The 15,505-nt window shown below is 59.1% G+C and carries 16 protein-coding genes; 2 read left to right on the top strand and 14 right to left on the bottom strand.

Going from position 1 to position 15,505, the window contains the following annotated elements:
* Window positions 1-16 precede the first annotated feature (16 nt).
* From thiO to pilV, 5 genes are all read right to left on the bottom strand, one after another.
* Complete coding sequence (gene thiO / locus UIA24_RS12535) at window positions 17-1,111, bottom strand: glycine oxidase ThiO (protein WP_099775782.1); 1,095 nt, start codon at window positions 1,109-1,111, stop codon at window positions 17-19.
* 63 nt (window positions 1,112-1,174) lie between these two features.
* Window positions 1,175-1,588 carry a type IV pilin protein gene (locus UIA24_RS12530; RefSeq protein WP_330522980.1) on the bottom strand — a complete coding sequence of 138 codons (414 nt, stop codon included), beginning with the start codon at window positions 1,586-1,588 and terminating at the stop codon, window positions 1,175-1,177.
* A gap of 12 nt (window positions 1,589-1,600) precedes the next feature.
* Window positions 1,601-2,092: a pilus assembly PilX family protein gene (locus UIA24_RS12525; RefSeq protein WP_371917263.1), complete on the bottom strand. Its 492-nt coding sequence runs from the start codon at window positions 2,090-2,092 to the stop codon at window positions 1,601-1,603.
* Between the two features lie 20 nt (window positions 2,093-2,112).
* Entirely contained in the window at window positions 2,113-2,769 is a 657-nt protein-coding gene (locus tag UIA24_RS12520; protein WP_330522979.1) for a PilW family protein, read from the bottom strand.
* Window positions 2,766-3,134 carry a type IV pilus modification protein PilV gene (pilV, locus tag UIA24_RS12515; RefSeq protein ID WP_330522978.1) on the bottom strand — a complete coding sequence of 123 codons (369 nt, stop codon included), beginning with the start codon at window positions 3,132-3,134 and terminating at the stop codon, window positions 2,766-2,768. Before pilV ends, UIA24_RS12520 begins: the two co-directional genes overlap by 4 nt.
* Before the next feature lie 108 nt (window positions 3,135-3,242).
* On the opposite strand from pilV, the gene UIA24_RS12510 reads away from it, so the two are divergent.
* Window positions 3,243-3,767, top strand: coding sequence for a GspH/FimT family pseudopilin (locus UIA24_RS12510; RefSeq protein ID WP_102053817.1), 525 nt, complete (start codon window positions 3,243-3,245; stop codon window positions 3,765-3,767).
* Here UIA24_RS12510 and ispH read toward each other — a convergent pair.
* The 6 genes from ispH to murJ form a co-directional block, all read right to left on the bottom strand.
* Window positions 3,744-4,691, bottom strand: a complete 948-nt coding sequence (ispH, locus tag UIA24_RS12505; RefSeq protein WP_065761572.1) for a 4-hydroxy-3-methylbut-2-enyl diphosphate reductase — start codon at window positions 4,689-4,691, stop codon at window positions 3,744-3,746. The two genes, UIA24_RS12510 and ispH, sit on opposite strands and share 24 nt — an antisense overlap.
* Window positions 4,692-4,705: 14 nt before the next feature.
* Window positions 4,706-5,143: an FKBP-type peptidyl-prolyl cis-trans isomerase gene (gene fkpB / locus UIA24_RS12500; RefSeq protein ID WP_065761571.1), complete on the bottom strand. Its 438-nt coding sequence runs from the start codon at window positions 5,141-5,143 to the stop codon at window positions 4,706-4,708.
* The gene (gene lspA, locus UIA24_RS12495) at window positions 5,136-5,651 is read right to left on the bottom strand and encodes a signal peptidase II (RefSeq protein ID WP_099775787.1); all 516 of its coding nucleotides are present in this window, start codon (window positions 5,649-5,651) and stop codon (window positions 5,136-5,138) included. The genes fkpB and lspA overlap by 8 nt, the downstream gene beginning before the upstream one ends.
* Window positions 5,644-8,475, bottom strand: a complete 2,832-nt coding sequence (gene ileS / locus UIA24_RS12490) for an isoleucine--tRNA ligase (protein ID WP_330522977.1) — start codon at window positions 8,473-8,475, stop codon at window positions 5,644-5,646. The genes lspA and ileS overlap by 8 nt, the downstream gene beginning before the upstream one ends.
* Complete coding sequence (ribF, locus tag UIA24_RS12485; RefSeq protein WP_099775789.1) at window positions 8,472-9,422, bottom strand: bifunctional riboflavin kinase/FAD synthetase; 951 nt, start codon at window positions 9,420-9,422, stop codon at window positions 8,472-8,474. Before ribF ends, ileS begins: the two co-directional genes overlap by 4 nt.
* A 118-nt stretch (window positions 9,423-9,540) precedes the next feature.
* The gene (murJ, locus tag UIA24_RS12480) at window positions 9,541-11,079 is read right to left on the bottom strand and encodes a murein biosynthesis integral membrane protein MurJ (protein WP_065761567.1); all 1,539 of its coding nucleotides are present in this window, start codon (window positions 11,077-11,079) and stop codon (window positions 9,541-9,543) included.
* 251 nt (window positions 11,080-11,330) lie between these two features.
* On the opposite strand from murJ, the gene rpsT reads away from it, so the two are divergent.
* Complete coding sequence (rpsT, locus tag UIA24_RS12475) at window positions 11,331-11,603, top strand: 30S ribosomal protein S20 (protein ID WP_065761566.1); 273 nt, start codon at window positions 11,331-11,333, stop codon at window positions 11,601-11,603.
* A 133-nt stretch (window positions 11,604-11,736) separates the two neighbouring features.
* Here the strand turns inward: rpsT and UIA24_RS12470 are convergent, their stop codons facing one another.
* The 3 genes from UIA24_RS12470 to UIA24_RS12460 are packed head-to-tail and all read right to left on the bottom strand — an operon-like array spanning window position 11,737 to window position 15,299.
* Window positions 11,737-14,037 (bottom strand): PqiB family protein, encoded by a 2,301-nt coding sequence (locus tag UIA24_RS12470; protein ID WP_330522976.1) that lies wholly within the window; start codon window positions 14,035-14,037, stop codon window positions 11,737-11,739.
* Window positions 14,030-14,653 carry a paraquat-inducible protein A gene (locus UIA24_RS12465; protein WP_330522975.1) on the bottom strand — a complete coding sequence of 208 codons (624 nt, stop codon included), beginning with the start codon at window positions 14,651-14,653 and terminating at the stop codon, window positions 14,030-14,032. The genes UIA24_RS12470 and UIA24_RS12465 overlap by 8 nt, the downstream gene beginning before the upstream one ends.
* A complete protein-coding gene (locus tag UIA24_RS12460; RefSeq protein ID WP_102053814.1) occupies window positions 14,640-15,299 on the bottom strand; it encodes a paraquat-inducible protein A in 660 nt (219 codons plus the stop codon). Before UIA24_RS12460 ends, UIA24_RS12465 begins: the two co-directional genes overlap by 14 nt.
* Window positions 15,300-15,505: the final 206 nt, after the last annotated feature.

The raw sequence follows: 15,505 nt of genomic DNA, 5'->3' as shown, positions 1-15,505 counted from the left end.
TCGAACAGCTGTTGTTTTATATGCGACCCGCCGGAGCATACGGGCTCGGATCAATGATTGGGGCTCGCCCCAACAACAGGTCGGCAAACAATTGGCAGGACGCTGGCGCCAGTACGAGGCCATTGCGGTAGTGCCCGCAGTTCAGCCAAAGCCCTTGCCAGCCGGGCACCTCACCAATGTAGGGAACCCCCTCAGGGGAGCCCGGGCGCAAACCTGCCCAATGGGCCACTGGCGTTGCATCCGCCAACGCAGGTAGCAGCTCCACCGCCGACGCCTTGAGGCTTTCCAGCGCATCTTCGGTCGGGGTTTTATCGAAACCGGCATGTTCCAGGGTACTGCCCACCAGCACATGCCCATCACGACGCGGAATCGCATAACGCCCTTTGGCCAGCACCATGCTTGGCAGGAAGTCGGCGGCACACTTGTAGAGGATCATCTGGCCCTTGACCGGCTCTACCGGCAGGTTCAACCCCAGGGAAGCCAACAACTCGCCACTCCAGGCCCCGGCGGTGAGCACCACGCGATCAGCCGCAATGGGCCCGGTCGCGGTTTCCACCCCTGTGATTGTCTCGCCGTCACGGGAGAACCCGGTAATCTCGCAATGCTCTTTCAAGACCACATTAGGCATCGCCTGTAACGCCGCCTTGAGTGACTTGACCAGCCGTGGGTTACGCACATTGGCAACGCCCGACATGTAGATAGCCCGGCTGAAACCGCTGCCCAATACCGGCACTGCCGCATACGCCTGGGCGATATCCACGGCACTCAAGGGGCGCCCTTCACGCGCGGCCCAAGCCAACGCTTCGCTTTCATCGTCCAGGTCTAGCCAGTAAAGGCCCGTGGTGTGCACTTCAGGGTCAACCCCGGTGCTGGCGAACAGACGCTCGCCCAACTGTGGATAAAAGTCCTGCGACCAGTGCGCGAGGGCCGTCACGGCCGGGCTGTAACGCCAGGGATAGAGCGGCGATACGATGCCGCCTCCCGCCCAGGAGGACTCCTTGCCCACCTCGCCCTTGTCACAGAGCACCACCTGTTCGACCTCTGCAGCCAGGTTGAACGCAGTCAGCAGGCCAATCACCCCGCCACCGACAATCACTACGTGCTTAGTCATCTGTTGATCCAATACCCGAAATGAACCGTGACGCCGCCTCGGCGCCATGAACCTGCAAAATCCTCAGTTGCCCCAGCAGTGCTCAAGGCTGTGATCCGGTGCCACGCCTGGGTTACGGCGAATGCCGTCATGGCCAAGCGCGAAGTCCGCACAGCGGTCATTCGCCATCAACGTACCTGGCCTACGCCTGGCAGAAAGCACGAAGTCTCCGGCAGTACGGCTGGCATGCAGGCTGTAGTAGTCGGTGCCAGTGGGCAGAGGGGTTACCACCGCGTCGGTATCGGCATACTGACCCGCACGTGAGCGGTGCCGCTCAAGGCTCAATGCGCTCTCGAACAACAACCCGGCGATTTCCGTGCGTGCGGCCTTTTTGACCTTTTCGCTGTAGCTGGGGTAGGCAATGCTCGCCAGAATGCCGACGACGGCGATGACAATCAACAGTTCGATCAGGGTCAGCCCCTTGCATGAGCTATTCATCGGATACCCTCTCTAAAGAATTTGTCGCCAGAGAATGCGTTGCGCCGATGCCCCATCCGCCGCCAGCGGCAAGGCCAAGGTGCTTTCCAGTACCGTGCGGGCGGAACCTTGGCGGGCGACGGCCGTGATGCGATAGAGCGTGACCGGCTTTTCGTCAGGCATGTGGGCTGCACGGGTACTGACCCCGAGCCGTTGAATCATGAACAGCCCTGAGTCCGAAGCAGACCAAACCATCCCGGAGCGCCTGCCCACGCCGTGATAGATACCCGGCACCTGCACACGCCCCGCTTCCGGTGGTGGCTGGCAGTAACGACACGGCACCAGCTCAAGCCCGGCCCGCACCTGCGCCTCGCCGTGACGCAAGGTAGCCTCAGCCCGCTCAAGCAGTTGGAGAGACATCAGCAGATTCCCCGACATGCGCTCCTGCAACAGCGCGCTGTGCAGCGATGAAAGCCCCAGCAACCCCAGCAACATCGTTAACAGCAGGCTTAGCAACAGCACCATTCCTCGTTGTCTGCACATCGCTAGAACAACCTGTTGCGCGGAGCTGCGGTCAGTTGGTAAGTCTGCGCGGCGCCCAGCCCATGCGGATCACTCAAGGTCAGGCTCAAGTGCAGCTCGCGGGGCGCAGCGGGATCAAACATCAACCGTAACGCGCTCACGTTGTTGATCAGCACCGCACTGCTACCGCCACTGCTCAGCAGGAGTTGCCGCCCCTGCTGGCGGTAGGTCTGCCGCCGTAAGGGCATTGCTATCTGCCCTGCTCCGGCGCTGCGAGCCCCTGGGTAGACGTGTGCGCTCATCAGGCAATCGGTGACCAGCGTCCAGTCGGGCGGGCCACCCGCCTCACCAGACTCGCCAACAATCAGGCTCAGGGCGCGCAGGCTGCCGTCATTGGCAAGGTCAACACTCAGTGGTTGCCGAAAACTATCGGCCACCGTGGAGTCGGCAAAGGTGATTGCCTCATGCCGTAAACACCCGGTCATGCCGGCCATGCGGATATCCCGCGCCATACGCAGCAGTGCAAAACGGGCATCGTCCTGCAGATGCGCCGCCAGCGCCTGCGACTGCCAAACCTGAATCGCGCCCAAGAACAAGCGGCTGCAGGCCAGCATCAGCAGCAAACCCAGGCTCAATGCGATCAGCGACTCGACCAGGCTGAAACCCTTCTGGTCGTTCATGGCAAAACCCACCCGGCGATTTGCAGCACACGGGGAGCACCGCCAGCGCGGCGATCATCCCAGGTCAGCGTCACGAGCGTCTCAGCGCCAGCCTGCGCCACTTGCCCATGAGCCGATGCGCCGGCAAACGCTTCAGCCTCACGGCGCAACGCTGCGCCTGCGAGGTCACTCACCTCACCGCGAGCGCGAACCTGCTCAAGCCACCCTTGCGCAACAAAGGCGCCCTGAGTGCTCATCCGTGCGCTGTCGGTGGCCTGCAATGCCCGCAACTGCAGCATGGCTGCGCCGAACAAACCCAGCCCGACGACCACCAACGCCACCATTACCTCAATCAGGGTCATACCGCCCTGCGACCTCCTGGCCATATATCGCCTCCTGCGATTTTTCCACCTACTCCAGACAACTCGGCCGACTGGACAAACTTCCCGCCGAATCTGACCCTGAAGCGAAGCACGTCCAGGGAGGAATGCCGCATGCAGCAACAGGGAGTAACACTGATTCAACTGCTGTACGCGCTGATGCTGATAACCCTGCTGCTGCATTTGGGGATACCGGCCTACAGCGATATGAGCGCCCGCCTACAGCGCCAGGCGAGCGCGCAGCAACTGACTCAGGCACTGAACCATGCCCGCAGCGAAGCGCTGCAGCGCAACCAGATCGTGGTGCTACAGGCTATTGAGGGGGATTGGCGCAACGGCTGGCGCACCGTGCTGGAACAAGAAACCCGGACGCTGTTGCACGAGTATCGCGCCAGCGGCCGGGTCTTGATTGTTGGCAACCAACCACTGGCACACCAGGTGCGTTTCAGTGGCCTGGGCACGCCGCTACAGGGCAGTGGAGCCTTTCTGGCGGGCACCTTGCACGTCTGTGAAGATGCCACTGCCAGAAGCCATTATCAGGTCGTACTGTCCCGCTCGGGTCGGGTCAGCCTGAGGCAGGCTTTGCATGAGCAGCCGCTGTGTGCGGCTGCCGGGTCAGGTCAGCGAACGCACCCGTAGCTCTTTGGGCATCGAGAAGGTGATGTTCTCTTCACGCCCATCCAGCTCTTCAGCCCCCGTCGCCCCCCACGCCTGCAGTTGCTGAATCACACCACGCACCAGCACTTCAGGAGCAGAAGCACCCGCCGTGATACCGACTCGCTCAACACCGTCGAACCAGCTACGTTGCAGGTCTTCGGCGCCATCGATCAGGTAGGCCGGGGTCGACATGCGCTCAGCCAACTCACGCAGACGATTGGAGTTGGAGCTGTTAGGGCTACCGACTACCAAAACGACGTCACACTCGTCGGCAAGCTGCTTGACGGCATCCTGGCGGTTCTGGGTGGCGTAGCAGATGTCATCCTTGCGCGGGCCACCGATGCTTGGGAAACGCGTACGCAGAGCATCGATAACGCGGCTGGTGTCATCCATCGACAAGGTGGTCTGAGTGACGAATGCCAGGCGCTCCGGGTTAATAACCTGGAGGTTCGCGACATCTTCCTCATCCTCGACCAGGTAGATGGCACCGCCGTTGGCCGCGTCATACTGGCCCATGGTGCCTTCGACTTCCGGATGCCCGGCGTGACCAATCAAGATGCACTCCCTGCCGTCGCGGCTATAACGCGCCACTTCGATATGCACCTTGGTCACCAATGGACAGGTGGCATCGAAAACCTTCAGGCCACGCCCCGCTGCTTCCTGGCGTACCGCCTGGGAAACACCGTGGGCACTGAAGATGACAATGACGTCATCGGGCACCTGCTCCAGCTCTTCGACGAAAATCGCGCCGCGTGCGCGCAGGTCTTCAACGACAAACTTGTTGTGCACCACTTCATGGCGCACATAGATCGGCGGCCCGAAGACTTCCAGGGCACGGTTGACGATTTCAATCGCCCGATCCACGCCGGCACAGAAACCACGAGGGTTGGCGAGTTTGATTTGCATGGAGTGCTCCTGGCTCAAAGCGCCTTGACCCCGAGGATTTCCACCTCGAAGCTCAAGGTCTTGCCGGCCAGCGGATGGTTGAAGTCGATGGTGACCTGAGCATCGTCAAAGGCTTTTACAACGCCAGGCAACTCGGCATTGGCCGCGTCGTTGAAGATCACCAGCAGGCCTTCGGACAATTCCATGTCGTTGAACGAGGAGCGCGGCATGACCTGAACGTTCTGCGGGTTGGGTTGGCCAAACGCGCTTTCCGGCGCAACGGTCACGGTGCGCTTGTCACCGGCTTTGAAACCGAACAAGGCGGCCTCAAAACCTGGCAACAGGTTGCCGTCGCCGACCTTGAAGACCGCTGGCGCCTTGTCGAACGTACTGTCGACGGTGTCGCCGTTTTCCAGATGCAGCGCGAAGTGCAGGGTAACTTCGGTGTTCTGGCCGATACGGATGTCAGTCATGGACGGGTTCTCCGGACTTTTTACTTTTGAACATGTCCAGCGCCAACATTACCGCGCCAACGGTAATCGCGCTGTCGGCCAGGTTGAAGGCCGGGAAATACCAACGGTTCTGCCAGTGCACCAGAATGAAATCGATCACATGGCCCAGAACGATACGGTCGTACAGGTTGCCCAGCGCGCCACCCAGCACCAGCGCCAGGGCAACGGCCAGCCAGGTGTCGTTGCGCCCAAGACGCTTGAGCCAGACGACCAGTACCGCACTGACGACCAGGGCAATCAGGGCAAACAGCCAGCGCTGCCAGCCCGAGCTGTCTGCCAGGAAGCTGAATGCGGCGCCGGTGTTGTAGGCCAGGGTCCAGCTGAAGTAGTCCGGAATGACCACAATTTGCTGGTACAGGCTCAGTAAGCCCTCAAAGTAGAACTTGCTGGCCTGGTCAAGGACCAGGACCAGCACGCTCAACCAGAGCCAGCTGAGGCGCCCGAAGCGCCCCACGGCAGGGTTAGGCATAGTGACGCACCTCACCAGTGCCGCTGATGTTGTCGACGCAACGGCCGCAGATTTCCGGATGCTCAGGGTTCACACCCACGTCCTCACGGAAGTGCCAGCAACGGCCACACTTGGTGTAACCCGACTTGACCACCTTGAGTTTCAGGCCTGCCACTTCGGTAACCACGGCATCGGCCGGTGCCTGCACGAATGGTGCAACGCTGGCAGCCGAGGTGATCAGTACAAAACGCAGCTCGTTGCTGAGCTTGCCCAGATCAGCGGACAAGGCTTCATCGGCAAACAGCGTCACTTCAGCTTGCAGGTTGCCACCAATGGCCTTGGCTGCACGCTGGTTCTCCAGCTCCTTGTTGACCGCCGCTTTGACCGCCATGATCCGGTCCCAATAGGCACGGCCCAGCTCGAAGCCTTCTGGCAGCTCGCTCAGGCCCTGGTACCAGGTGTTGAGCATTACCGACTCGTTACGCTCGCCCGGCAGGTACTGCCACAGCTCGTCAGCGGTGAAGGCCAGGATCGGCGCGATCCAGCGCACCAGCGCCTCACTGATGTGGTACAGCGCGGTCTGGCAGGAGCGCCGTGCGACACTGTTGGCGCCGGTGGTGTACTGACGGTCCTTGATGATGTCCAGATAGAAACCACCCAGCTCCTGCACGCAGAAGTTGTGAACCTTGGAGTAGACGTTCCAGAAACGGTACTCGCCGTAGTGCTCTTCAAGCTCGCGTTGCAGTATCAGGGTGCGGTCCACGGCCCAACGGTCCAGCGCCAGCATGTCTTCAGCAGGCAGCAGATCGGTCGCCGGGTCGAAACCGGACAGGTTCGACAGCAGGAAGCGCGCGGTGTTACGGATACGACGGTAGGCGTCAGCACTGCGCTGCAGGATCTGATCAGAAACCGCCATCTCGCCGGAGTAGTCCGTGGCCGATACCCACAGACGCATGATGTCGGCACCCAGGGTGTCATTGACCTTCTGCGGCTCGATGGTGTTACCCAGCGACTTGGACATCTTGCGACCGTTTTCGTCGACGGTGAAACCGTGCGTCAGCAGCTCGCGGTACGGTGCGTGGTTGTCGATGGCGCAACCGGTCAGCAACGAGGAGTGGAACCAGCCACGGTGCTGGTCGGAACCTTCCAGGTACAGGTCTGCACGCGGGCCGCTTTCGTGACCGACGTTATGCGAGCCACGCAGTACGTGCCAGTGAGTGGTGCCTGAGTCGAACCAGACGTCGAGCGTATCGGCGATCTTGTCGTACTGGGCGGCCTCTTCACCAATCAGTTCGGCGGCATCCATCTTGAACCAGGCTTCAATACCTTCCTGCTCGACGCGCTTGGCCACTTCTTCCATCAGCTCAACGGTGCGCGGGTGCAGCTCACCGGTCTGTTTATGCAGGAAGAACGGAATCGGGACGCCCCAGTTACGCTGACGCGAGATGCACCAGTCCGGGCGGTTGGCGATCATCGAATGCAGGCGCGCCTGGCCCCAGGCCGGCACGAACTTGGTGTCTTCAATGGCCTTGATCGCGCGCTGACGCAGGGTGTCGCCCTGATCTGGCTGCTTGTCCATGCCCACGAACCACTGCGCGGTGGCGCGGTAGATCAGCGGGGTCTTGTGACGCCAGCAGTGCATGTAGCTGTGGCTGATGGTTTCGGTATGCATCAGCGCACCGACTTCAGACAGCTTTTCAACGATCGCCGGGTTGGCCTTCCAGATGAACTGGCCGCCAAAGAACGACAGCGACTCGACATACACACCGTTGCTCTGCACCGGCGTGAGGATGTCGTCGTTGGACATGCCGTAGCGCTTGCAGGTGACGAAGTCGTCCTCGCCGTAGGCAGGCGCGGAGTGAACCACACCCGTACCGGCGCCCAGCTCAACGTACTCGGCCAGGTAAACCGGCGACAAACGGTCGTAGAACGGGTGACGGAAGTTGATTAGGTCCAGCGCAGCGCCTGGCGCGGTAGCGATGACGCTGCCTTCCAGCTTGTAGCGGCTCAGGCAGGACTCAACCAGTTCCTCGGCCAGTACCAGCAGCTTGTCACCGACATCAACCAGCGCGTAGTTGAACTCAGGGTGAACGTTCAGCGCCTGGTTGGCCGGAATGGTCCACGGCGTGGTGGTCCAGATCACGATCGAGGCAGGCTTGGCCAGTGCACCGAGACCGAAGGCCGCAGCCAGCTTGGCCTCATCGACGATCGGGAATGCCACGTCGATGGTTTGCGATTTCTTGTCGGCGTACTCGACTTCCGCCTCGGCCAGTGCCGAACCACAGTCGAAACACCAGTTCACGGGCTTCAAGCCCTTGAACACGAAGCCGTGTTTGACCATTTCCGCCAGCGCGCGGATTTCACCGGCTTCGTTGGCGAAGTTCATGGTCTTGTAGGGATTGTCCCAGTCACCCAGGACACCCAGGCGGATGAACTCGGTCTTCTGGCCTTCGATCTGCTCGGCAGCATAGGCGCGGCACAGCTCGCGGGTCTTGTCTGCGGTCAGGTGCTTGCCATGGGTCACTTCGACCTTGTGCTCAATCGGCAGGCCGTGGCAGTCCCAACCCGGTACATACGGCGCGTCATAGCCGGCCAGGGTCTTGGAGCGGACGATCATGTCCTTGAGAATCTTGTTCAGCGCATGACCGATATGAATCTTGCCGTTGGCATAGGGTGGACCGTCGTGCAGTACGAACTTCGGACGATCCTTGCCAATCTCACGCAGCTTCTGGTACAGGCCAATGCTGTCCCAGCGCTGCAGGATCTGCGGTTCGCGCTGTGGCAGGCCGGCCTTCATTGGGAAGGCGGTGTCCGGAAGGTTAAGCGTGGCTTTATAGTCGGTCATTTCAGGCTCTTCGTTAGCGGTTGAGCGTGCCAATGGGCACGTGCGGCGGCGATATCCGCATCGATCGCCGACTTAAGCGCCTCCAGGGAGGCGAAACGCTGCTCGTCGCGCAGCTTGTGGTGGAATACCACCGTCAAACGCCGGCCATACAGGTCGCCGGCAAAATCCAGAAGGTGTATTTCCAGGTGGGCACTGCCATCACCTGAAACAGTGGGCCGTACGCCAATATTGGCGACGCCCGGCCAACGCTGGCCATCAATTTCGGCGCTGGCCAGATAAACGCCCGTCAACGGCACACGACGCCGCTTGAGCTGGACATTCGCGGTAGGGGTGCCCAACTGACGCGCCAGCTTCTGGCCGTGCAGCACCCGCCCGGTAATACGGTAAGGCCGTCCCAGCAACCGCTCGGCCAAGGCAAAGTCGGCGTCGGCCAAGGCATTGCGTACCTCGGTACTGCTAACCCGGAAACCGTCGAGCTCAACCGTTTGGGCTGCTTCGACGGTAAATCCGTAAGTGGCCCCGGCTTGCTCCAGGAACGAGAAATCGCCTGCCCGGTCACAGCCAAAGCGAAAATCGTCACCGACCTCCAGATGCTGCACACCCAGGCCATCGACCAGAATGGTCTCGACGAACTCGGCGGCGCTGAGCTTGCTCAAGCGCTGGTTGAAGGCCAGGCAAAGCACCCGGTCGATACCTTCAGCCGCCAACAGGGCAACCTTGTCACGCAGCCGCGCTAGACGGGCTGGCGCTGTGTCCGGCGCAAAGTATTCGCGCGGCTGTGGCTCGAATATCACCACACAGCTAGGAACACCCAGCGCCGCCGCCCGCTCGCGCAGACGTGCCAGGATTGCCTGGTGGCCACGGTGGACACCGTCAAAGTTGCCAATAGTGGCGACACAGCCCCGGTGCTGGGGGCGCAGGTTGTGAAGGCCTCGAACCAGCTGCATAACGCACTTCTTGATCATAAAGTGGCCGATTATAACCACACCCGCGCGCTGACGACAGGCAGCAGCGTGCTGCGTTTATCGTCAACGCCAAAAACCGACGTCTGACCGACGTCGCCCATTAATGCAATGCCTTGCGCGCAAAGTCCCGCGGGCGGAAACCAAACAGGAACAAACAACCAAAATAGGTGGCAATGCCAGCGCCAATCAACACCCCGAGGCGCAGGAAGCGGGCAAGCATCTGCCCTTGCTCCCAGGCAGGCATAAGCTTCATCCCCACGACCAGCACACCGGCCATCAACAGGACCGCCACCAGCAATTTGAGCAGGAACACGGTCCAGCCTGGCTGTGGCTGGAAGAGGTCTTGCTGGCGCAGTTTCCAATAGAGCAGGCCGGCATTGAGACAGGCGCCGACACTGATCGCCAACGCCAGCCCCGCGTGCTGCAGATGCGAAATAAACGCCAGGTTGAGCAACTGGGTCGTCACCAAGGTGAAAATTGCGATTTTCACCGGCGTCCGAATGTTCTGCTGGGCATAAAAACCAGGCGCCAGCACTTTGACCAGAATGATCCCGAGCAGGCCAACCGAGTAGGCGATCAACGCGCGCTGGGTCATTGCAGCATCGAAGGCACTGAATTTGCCGTACTGGAACAACGACACGGTCAAGGGCTCAGCCAGAATCGCCAGGGCGAAGGTACACGGCAGCACCAGCAGGAAGCAAAGCCGCAGGCCCCAGTCGAGAATCCGCGAATATTCGTGGCGGTCCTTGTTGGCGTAGGTCTTGGCCAGGGTCGGCAAGAGGATCGTGCCCAAGGCGACACCCAGCACCCCAGAGGGCAGTTCCATCAGGCGGTCGGCGTAGTACATCCAGGACACGGAGCCCGCCACCAGAAAAGAGGCAAAGATCGTATTGATGATCAGCGAAATCTGGCTGACCGATACCCCGAGGATCGCCGGCAGCATCTGTTTCAACACACGCCAAACGCCGCTGTCCCGCAGATTCAGGCGCGGCAGAACGAGCATGCCGATCTTTTTCAGGTGTGGCAGTTGATAAAGCAACTGCAACAGCCCGCCTGCCAGCACCGCCCAGCCCAAGGCCATGACCGGTGGATTGAAGTAAGGCGTGAGGAACAACGCAAAAAAGATCATTGCCACGTTAAGCAGCGTCGGCACGAAGGCTGGCACCGAGAAACGGTTCCAGGTGTTAAGGATCGCGCCCGCCAGAGACGACAGCGAGATCAGCAATATATAAGGGAACGTGACACGCAACAGGTCGGTGGTGAGCTCGAACTTTTCAGGGCTGTCGACAAAACCCGGCGCCGTTATCCAGATCACCCAAGGCGCAGCGATGATCCCCAGCGCCGTGACCACGGCCAGCACCAATGTCAAAAGCCCTGCGATATACGCGACAAACGTACGTGTCGCCTCTTCGCCCTGCTGGCTTTTGTATTCGGCCAGAATAGGTACAAAAGCCTGAGAGAACGCGCCTTCGGCGAAGATCCGCCGCAGCAGGTTAGGCAGTTTGAAGGCAATGAAGAAGGCATCGGTGGCCACGCCGGCACCAAAGATGCGCGCCAGTATGGTGTCGCGGACGAAGCCCAGCACCCGTGAAACCATGGTGATGGAACTGACGGCGGCCAAGGATTTGAGCAAATTCATCGAGAGATTTTCACGCCTGTAGACGAAGGGTTGGGCATCTGAGCGCGCGGATATGCGATAATCCGCGCCGCATCCGCGATGCCGAGTGAAAACGACCGAGTTTACAGGTCATGTGCCAGAAGGGAATCATCTCCGTGGTTACATCGACCGCTTAGCAGAAGGGCATATGTACCCTTGACAACTGCTTAACTCATCGGCATGATTCGCGGCCTATTTTGTTTGCTATTTAAAGTCTTTCGAGGAGCTCGACGGTGGCCAACTCACCTTCCGCCAAAAAACGTGCAAAACAGGCTGAGAAGCGTCGCAGCCACAACGCCAGCCTGCGTTCCATGGTCCGTACCTACATCAAAAACGTAGTTAAGGCCATCGACACAAAAGACGCTGACAAAGCACAAGCCGCTTACGTTCTGGCTGTCCCTGTAATCGACCGTATGGCCGACAAGGGCATCATCCACAAGAACAAGGCAGCTCGTCATAAGAGCCGTCTGAATGGCCACATCAAGGCGCTGAAAACTGCTGCCTAAGTGACCTGCTTGTAAAAAAACCGACCTTAGGGTCGGTTTTTTGTTGCCTGCGTTTTTTCGCTGCCCTGCCCGACCTCACTCTGAACGCATGGGAGCCGGAACCCAGCCCCCACCGCTCCAGCACTTACACGGCCTATTTACCGATCTGAATCTTTGGCGCCCACTGCAGCCACTCATCCTCAGCCTTATCAAACAAGGCGAAGGTCTGCTTAGGCAGCGCCGGATTACCCATCTTTTCCCCGTCCGGGGTCGCAAACGCAATCCCACCCTCAATCAGCGTTTCCAGCGACTCAGTACGCACCGTTGCGCCCTTGAACAGCCCGAAGTCCATGCCAAAGCCGCTGCTGTTCCAGAACCGGCTACCACCACGCACCAGTGAGGCATAACGCGGCTCGATCAGAATATGGATCAACACGCGATCTGCTGTTTGACCCAGTTCGTACCCTGTGACCTTGCCTACCGTGATTTCACGATAGGTCACAGGAACGCCTGGCTTAATCGAACCTCGGCGCGCAGCACTCAATACCAACGCGAGCCCTGCTTCACGCTCGGTGCGGTCAGGCGCCTCGGCCAGCGCGACAAAGTTGCGTTGCGGCCCCTGATTCTTCACCGCGGGCAAAACCTCAAGATACTGACCAGTAACCAGTGTTTCCAGATTGGCAGTCTTGACGATACCCAGTGCCGGCTTCACTACCCAGAACTGCGTTCCGACCCGCGCAATACGATCAGGCACTTCGGTAATACGCGCCTTGAGCATGACCGACTCCAGATCATCACTCAGCCTGACATCTTCCACCTTGCCAATGTCCAGGCCCCTGAAGCGAATAGGCGTACCCGCCTTGAGCCCGTCGGCGCGCTCCACCTTGATCATCACGGTGACACCACTACGGTTCGCCGCCTCTTGATCAAGGTGCAGTTTGAACCGTGGAACACGACGTTTTAGCGGTACATCCGGTGTCGGGGTATCAAAAGCGATACCGCCAGCCATCAGACTCTGCAAGGACTCACTCTTGATCTGAATACCAGAGAGACCTCCACTCAGGGTAATACCACTGGCATTCCAGAAGCGTGTCGAGCCATTAACCAGATTGGCGTACTCTTTTTCGATATGGACACCAATCAGCAGACGCTTATGGGTTTTTGAGAACTGATAGCTCTGCACGGTACCGACCTTGACCTGACGGTAGAGGATTGGGCTACCGACCTCCAGCGAACCCAGGCTGTCACTAAACAGTACCAGGTGCAAACCAGGCGCTTTCAGATCCAACGGTGGTGCCTTGGCGCGCGCCTCAAACTCCCGCTGTGGCAAAGCGCCTTTATCGCCCGGGCGAATTGCAATGTAGTTCCCCTTGACCAAAGCCTCCAGCCCGGTGATACCGGCCAGCGAGATCGACGGCTTGACCACCCAGAACTGGGTTCCCGCAACCAGGTAGTCTTCCGCCAACGGGTCCAGGGTCAGCTCGGCCGTAGCACTGGAAAGATCAGGGTCTACCTTGAGCGTTTTGAGCGAACCGACCTGAATACCCTTGTACATCACCGGCGTTCTGCCGGCCTGCAAACCTTCAAAGTCACTCAGCGTGACCTTGACCTTGATGCCTGCCTGCGCAGCATCAAAGTCCTCGTACAAACGGAATGGCAGGTTGGTATCAGTAGGCGGGCTGTCTTTGCGGTGCTCAGGCGTGGCAAAGGCGATACCACCCGCCACGATACTGGCCAATGACTCACTGCGAACTTTCACGCCGGAAAGATTGGCATCAATACTGATGCCGCTGGCATTCCAGAAACGCGTGTGCTTGCGAACAAGGTTTGCATAGGCCGGTGCAATAAATACCTTGAGCTCAACGATCCCCTGGCCTTCGGCAAGACGATAGCTCTTCACTCGGCCCACCTGAATCTGCTTGTAGAACACTGGGCTGTCCCGATTGAGCGAACCCAGTCGATCGGCCTTGAGCGTCAGGTGCAAACCCGGCTCGTTGTCAGAGAGCGGTGGTGCCTCGGCCAGCGCTTTGAAGCGCCGGGTTTGCTCACCGTCACCAGGGCTCACAGCGATGTAATTACCTGAGACCAAGGTTTCCAGCCCGGTAATACCCGCCAGGCTTACACTCGGCTTCACCAGCCAGAAACGCGTATTGGTGCGCAGCTGAGACTCAGCAGCCTTGTTCATCTCAATCGTGGCAATCACACCGGTGTTACTGCCCTTGGCATCAAGCACCAGGTTCTTCACCTTGCCGACTGGCATGCCCTTGTAAACCACTTCAGTCTTGTTGACGACGATGCCCTCGCCACTCTGGAAGCGGACCTCGATGTCGACTCCCGACTCACGGTAAGCCTGCCAACCAAGCCAACCACCAATGACCAAGGCGATCAGAGGCAGTATCCAGATAGCAGACCAGTTCGAGGCAGGGCGGGTTTTAGCCGTAGGCAAATCACTCATTGTCGTCATCCGACTCCGTGTTGTCCCAGATCAGTCGGGGATCGAAAGTTACTGCAGCGAGCATTGTCAGAATCACCACGCTAGCGAAAGCGACAGCACCCAAATTGGCTTCAACACTGGCGATGCGGCCGAAATTCACCACCGCCACCAGAATGGCAATGACGAAGATATCCAGCATCGACCAGCGTCCGATGAATTCGATGAAACGGTACATCACTATTCGCTGACGAGCAGAAAGCGGCTGATGGCGCTGCACCGAGTACAACAACAGCGCAATCCCGACCAGCTTGAAGGTCGGCACCAGAATACTGGCGACAAATACCACTGCGGCAATCGGAAACATTCCGTGCTTCATTAGCGTGATGACGCCAGACATGATGGTATCGGGACTGCCCTGCCCCAATGTACTGACTGTCATGATCGGCAAAATGTTGGCAGGGATGTAAAGAATGGCAGCAGTGATGAGTAGCGCCCAGGTTCGTATCAGACTGTTCGGGCGCCGCGCATGCACCAGTGCACCGCAACGCGTGCAGACCTGTTCATCGGTATCAGGCTCCTGCCGATTCAGCTCGTGACATTCAATACAAATCAGGATGCCTGCATCAATTGCCCGCATGAACGTCCTCCCCGGATAAAGCCACCCAAATCTGGTGAGGTGACATCACCACCTCCAGCCATACCTGAACCAGCAATAAACTCACAAAGCAGACAAGACCAAGCCCCAGACTCAACTCGGCAAGATCGACCAGCTTGACGATGGCGACCAGTACACCCATGAAGTAAACCTCAAGCATGCCCCAGTCGCGCATATGGTGGTACATACGGTACAGCAGCAGCCCATAGCTGCGCCCAACATCCAACCTGATGCTGAGCAGTACAGCGAGCTGACATAACAGCTTGAGCAAAGGGATTGCCATGCTGCACAGAAACACCACGATAGCGATTTCACGCATGCCGCTGTCATACAGCCCAAGGACACCACTCCAGACTGTGTCGTCAGAAGTTTGCCCCAACAGGTGGAGCTGCATGATCGGAAGAAAATTCGCGGGCACATAGAGGAGAAGCGCAGCAAGCACCAAGGCCATACTGCGCTCAACTACATTATGTCGATGCGCATAGAGTTCATAGCCGCAGCGAGGACACTGCGCCTTCTCATTGTGCTTGAGCACCGGCTTGTGCATCAGCAGGTCGCACTCATGACAAGCTACCAGTTGGTCCAGCGGCAGGTCTGCGAGTGGATCGGAATTGGCAGGATCAGGCATGAATGAATTCTGAGTAAAAACGTCGACCTCTATTCTAGTGTTCCAACTCAAATTGTGGGAACACAACGAAAGATCGACCGGGAAAGGGCCAGCGTCAAAACCGGCGTTACCGACAAGCTTTGGAGGCGAAAAGACAAAACCCCTACCTGCATGTGCAGATAGGGGTTTCGGAATTTAATCTTGACGATGACCTACTCTCACATGGG

Source organism: Pseudomonas sp. AL 58 (assembly GCF_036348395.1).
GTDB lineage: Bacteria > Pseudomonadota > Gammaproteobacteria > Pseudomonadales > Pseudomonadaceae > Aquipseudomonas > Aquipseudomonas defluvii.
This window is presented reverse-complemented; position numbering and strand designations above follow the sequence as displayed.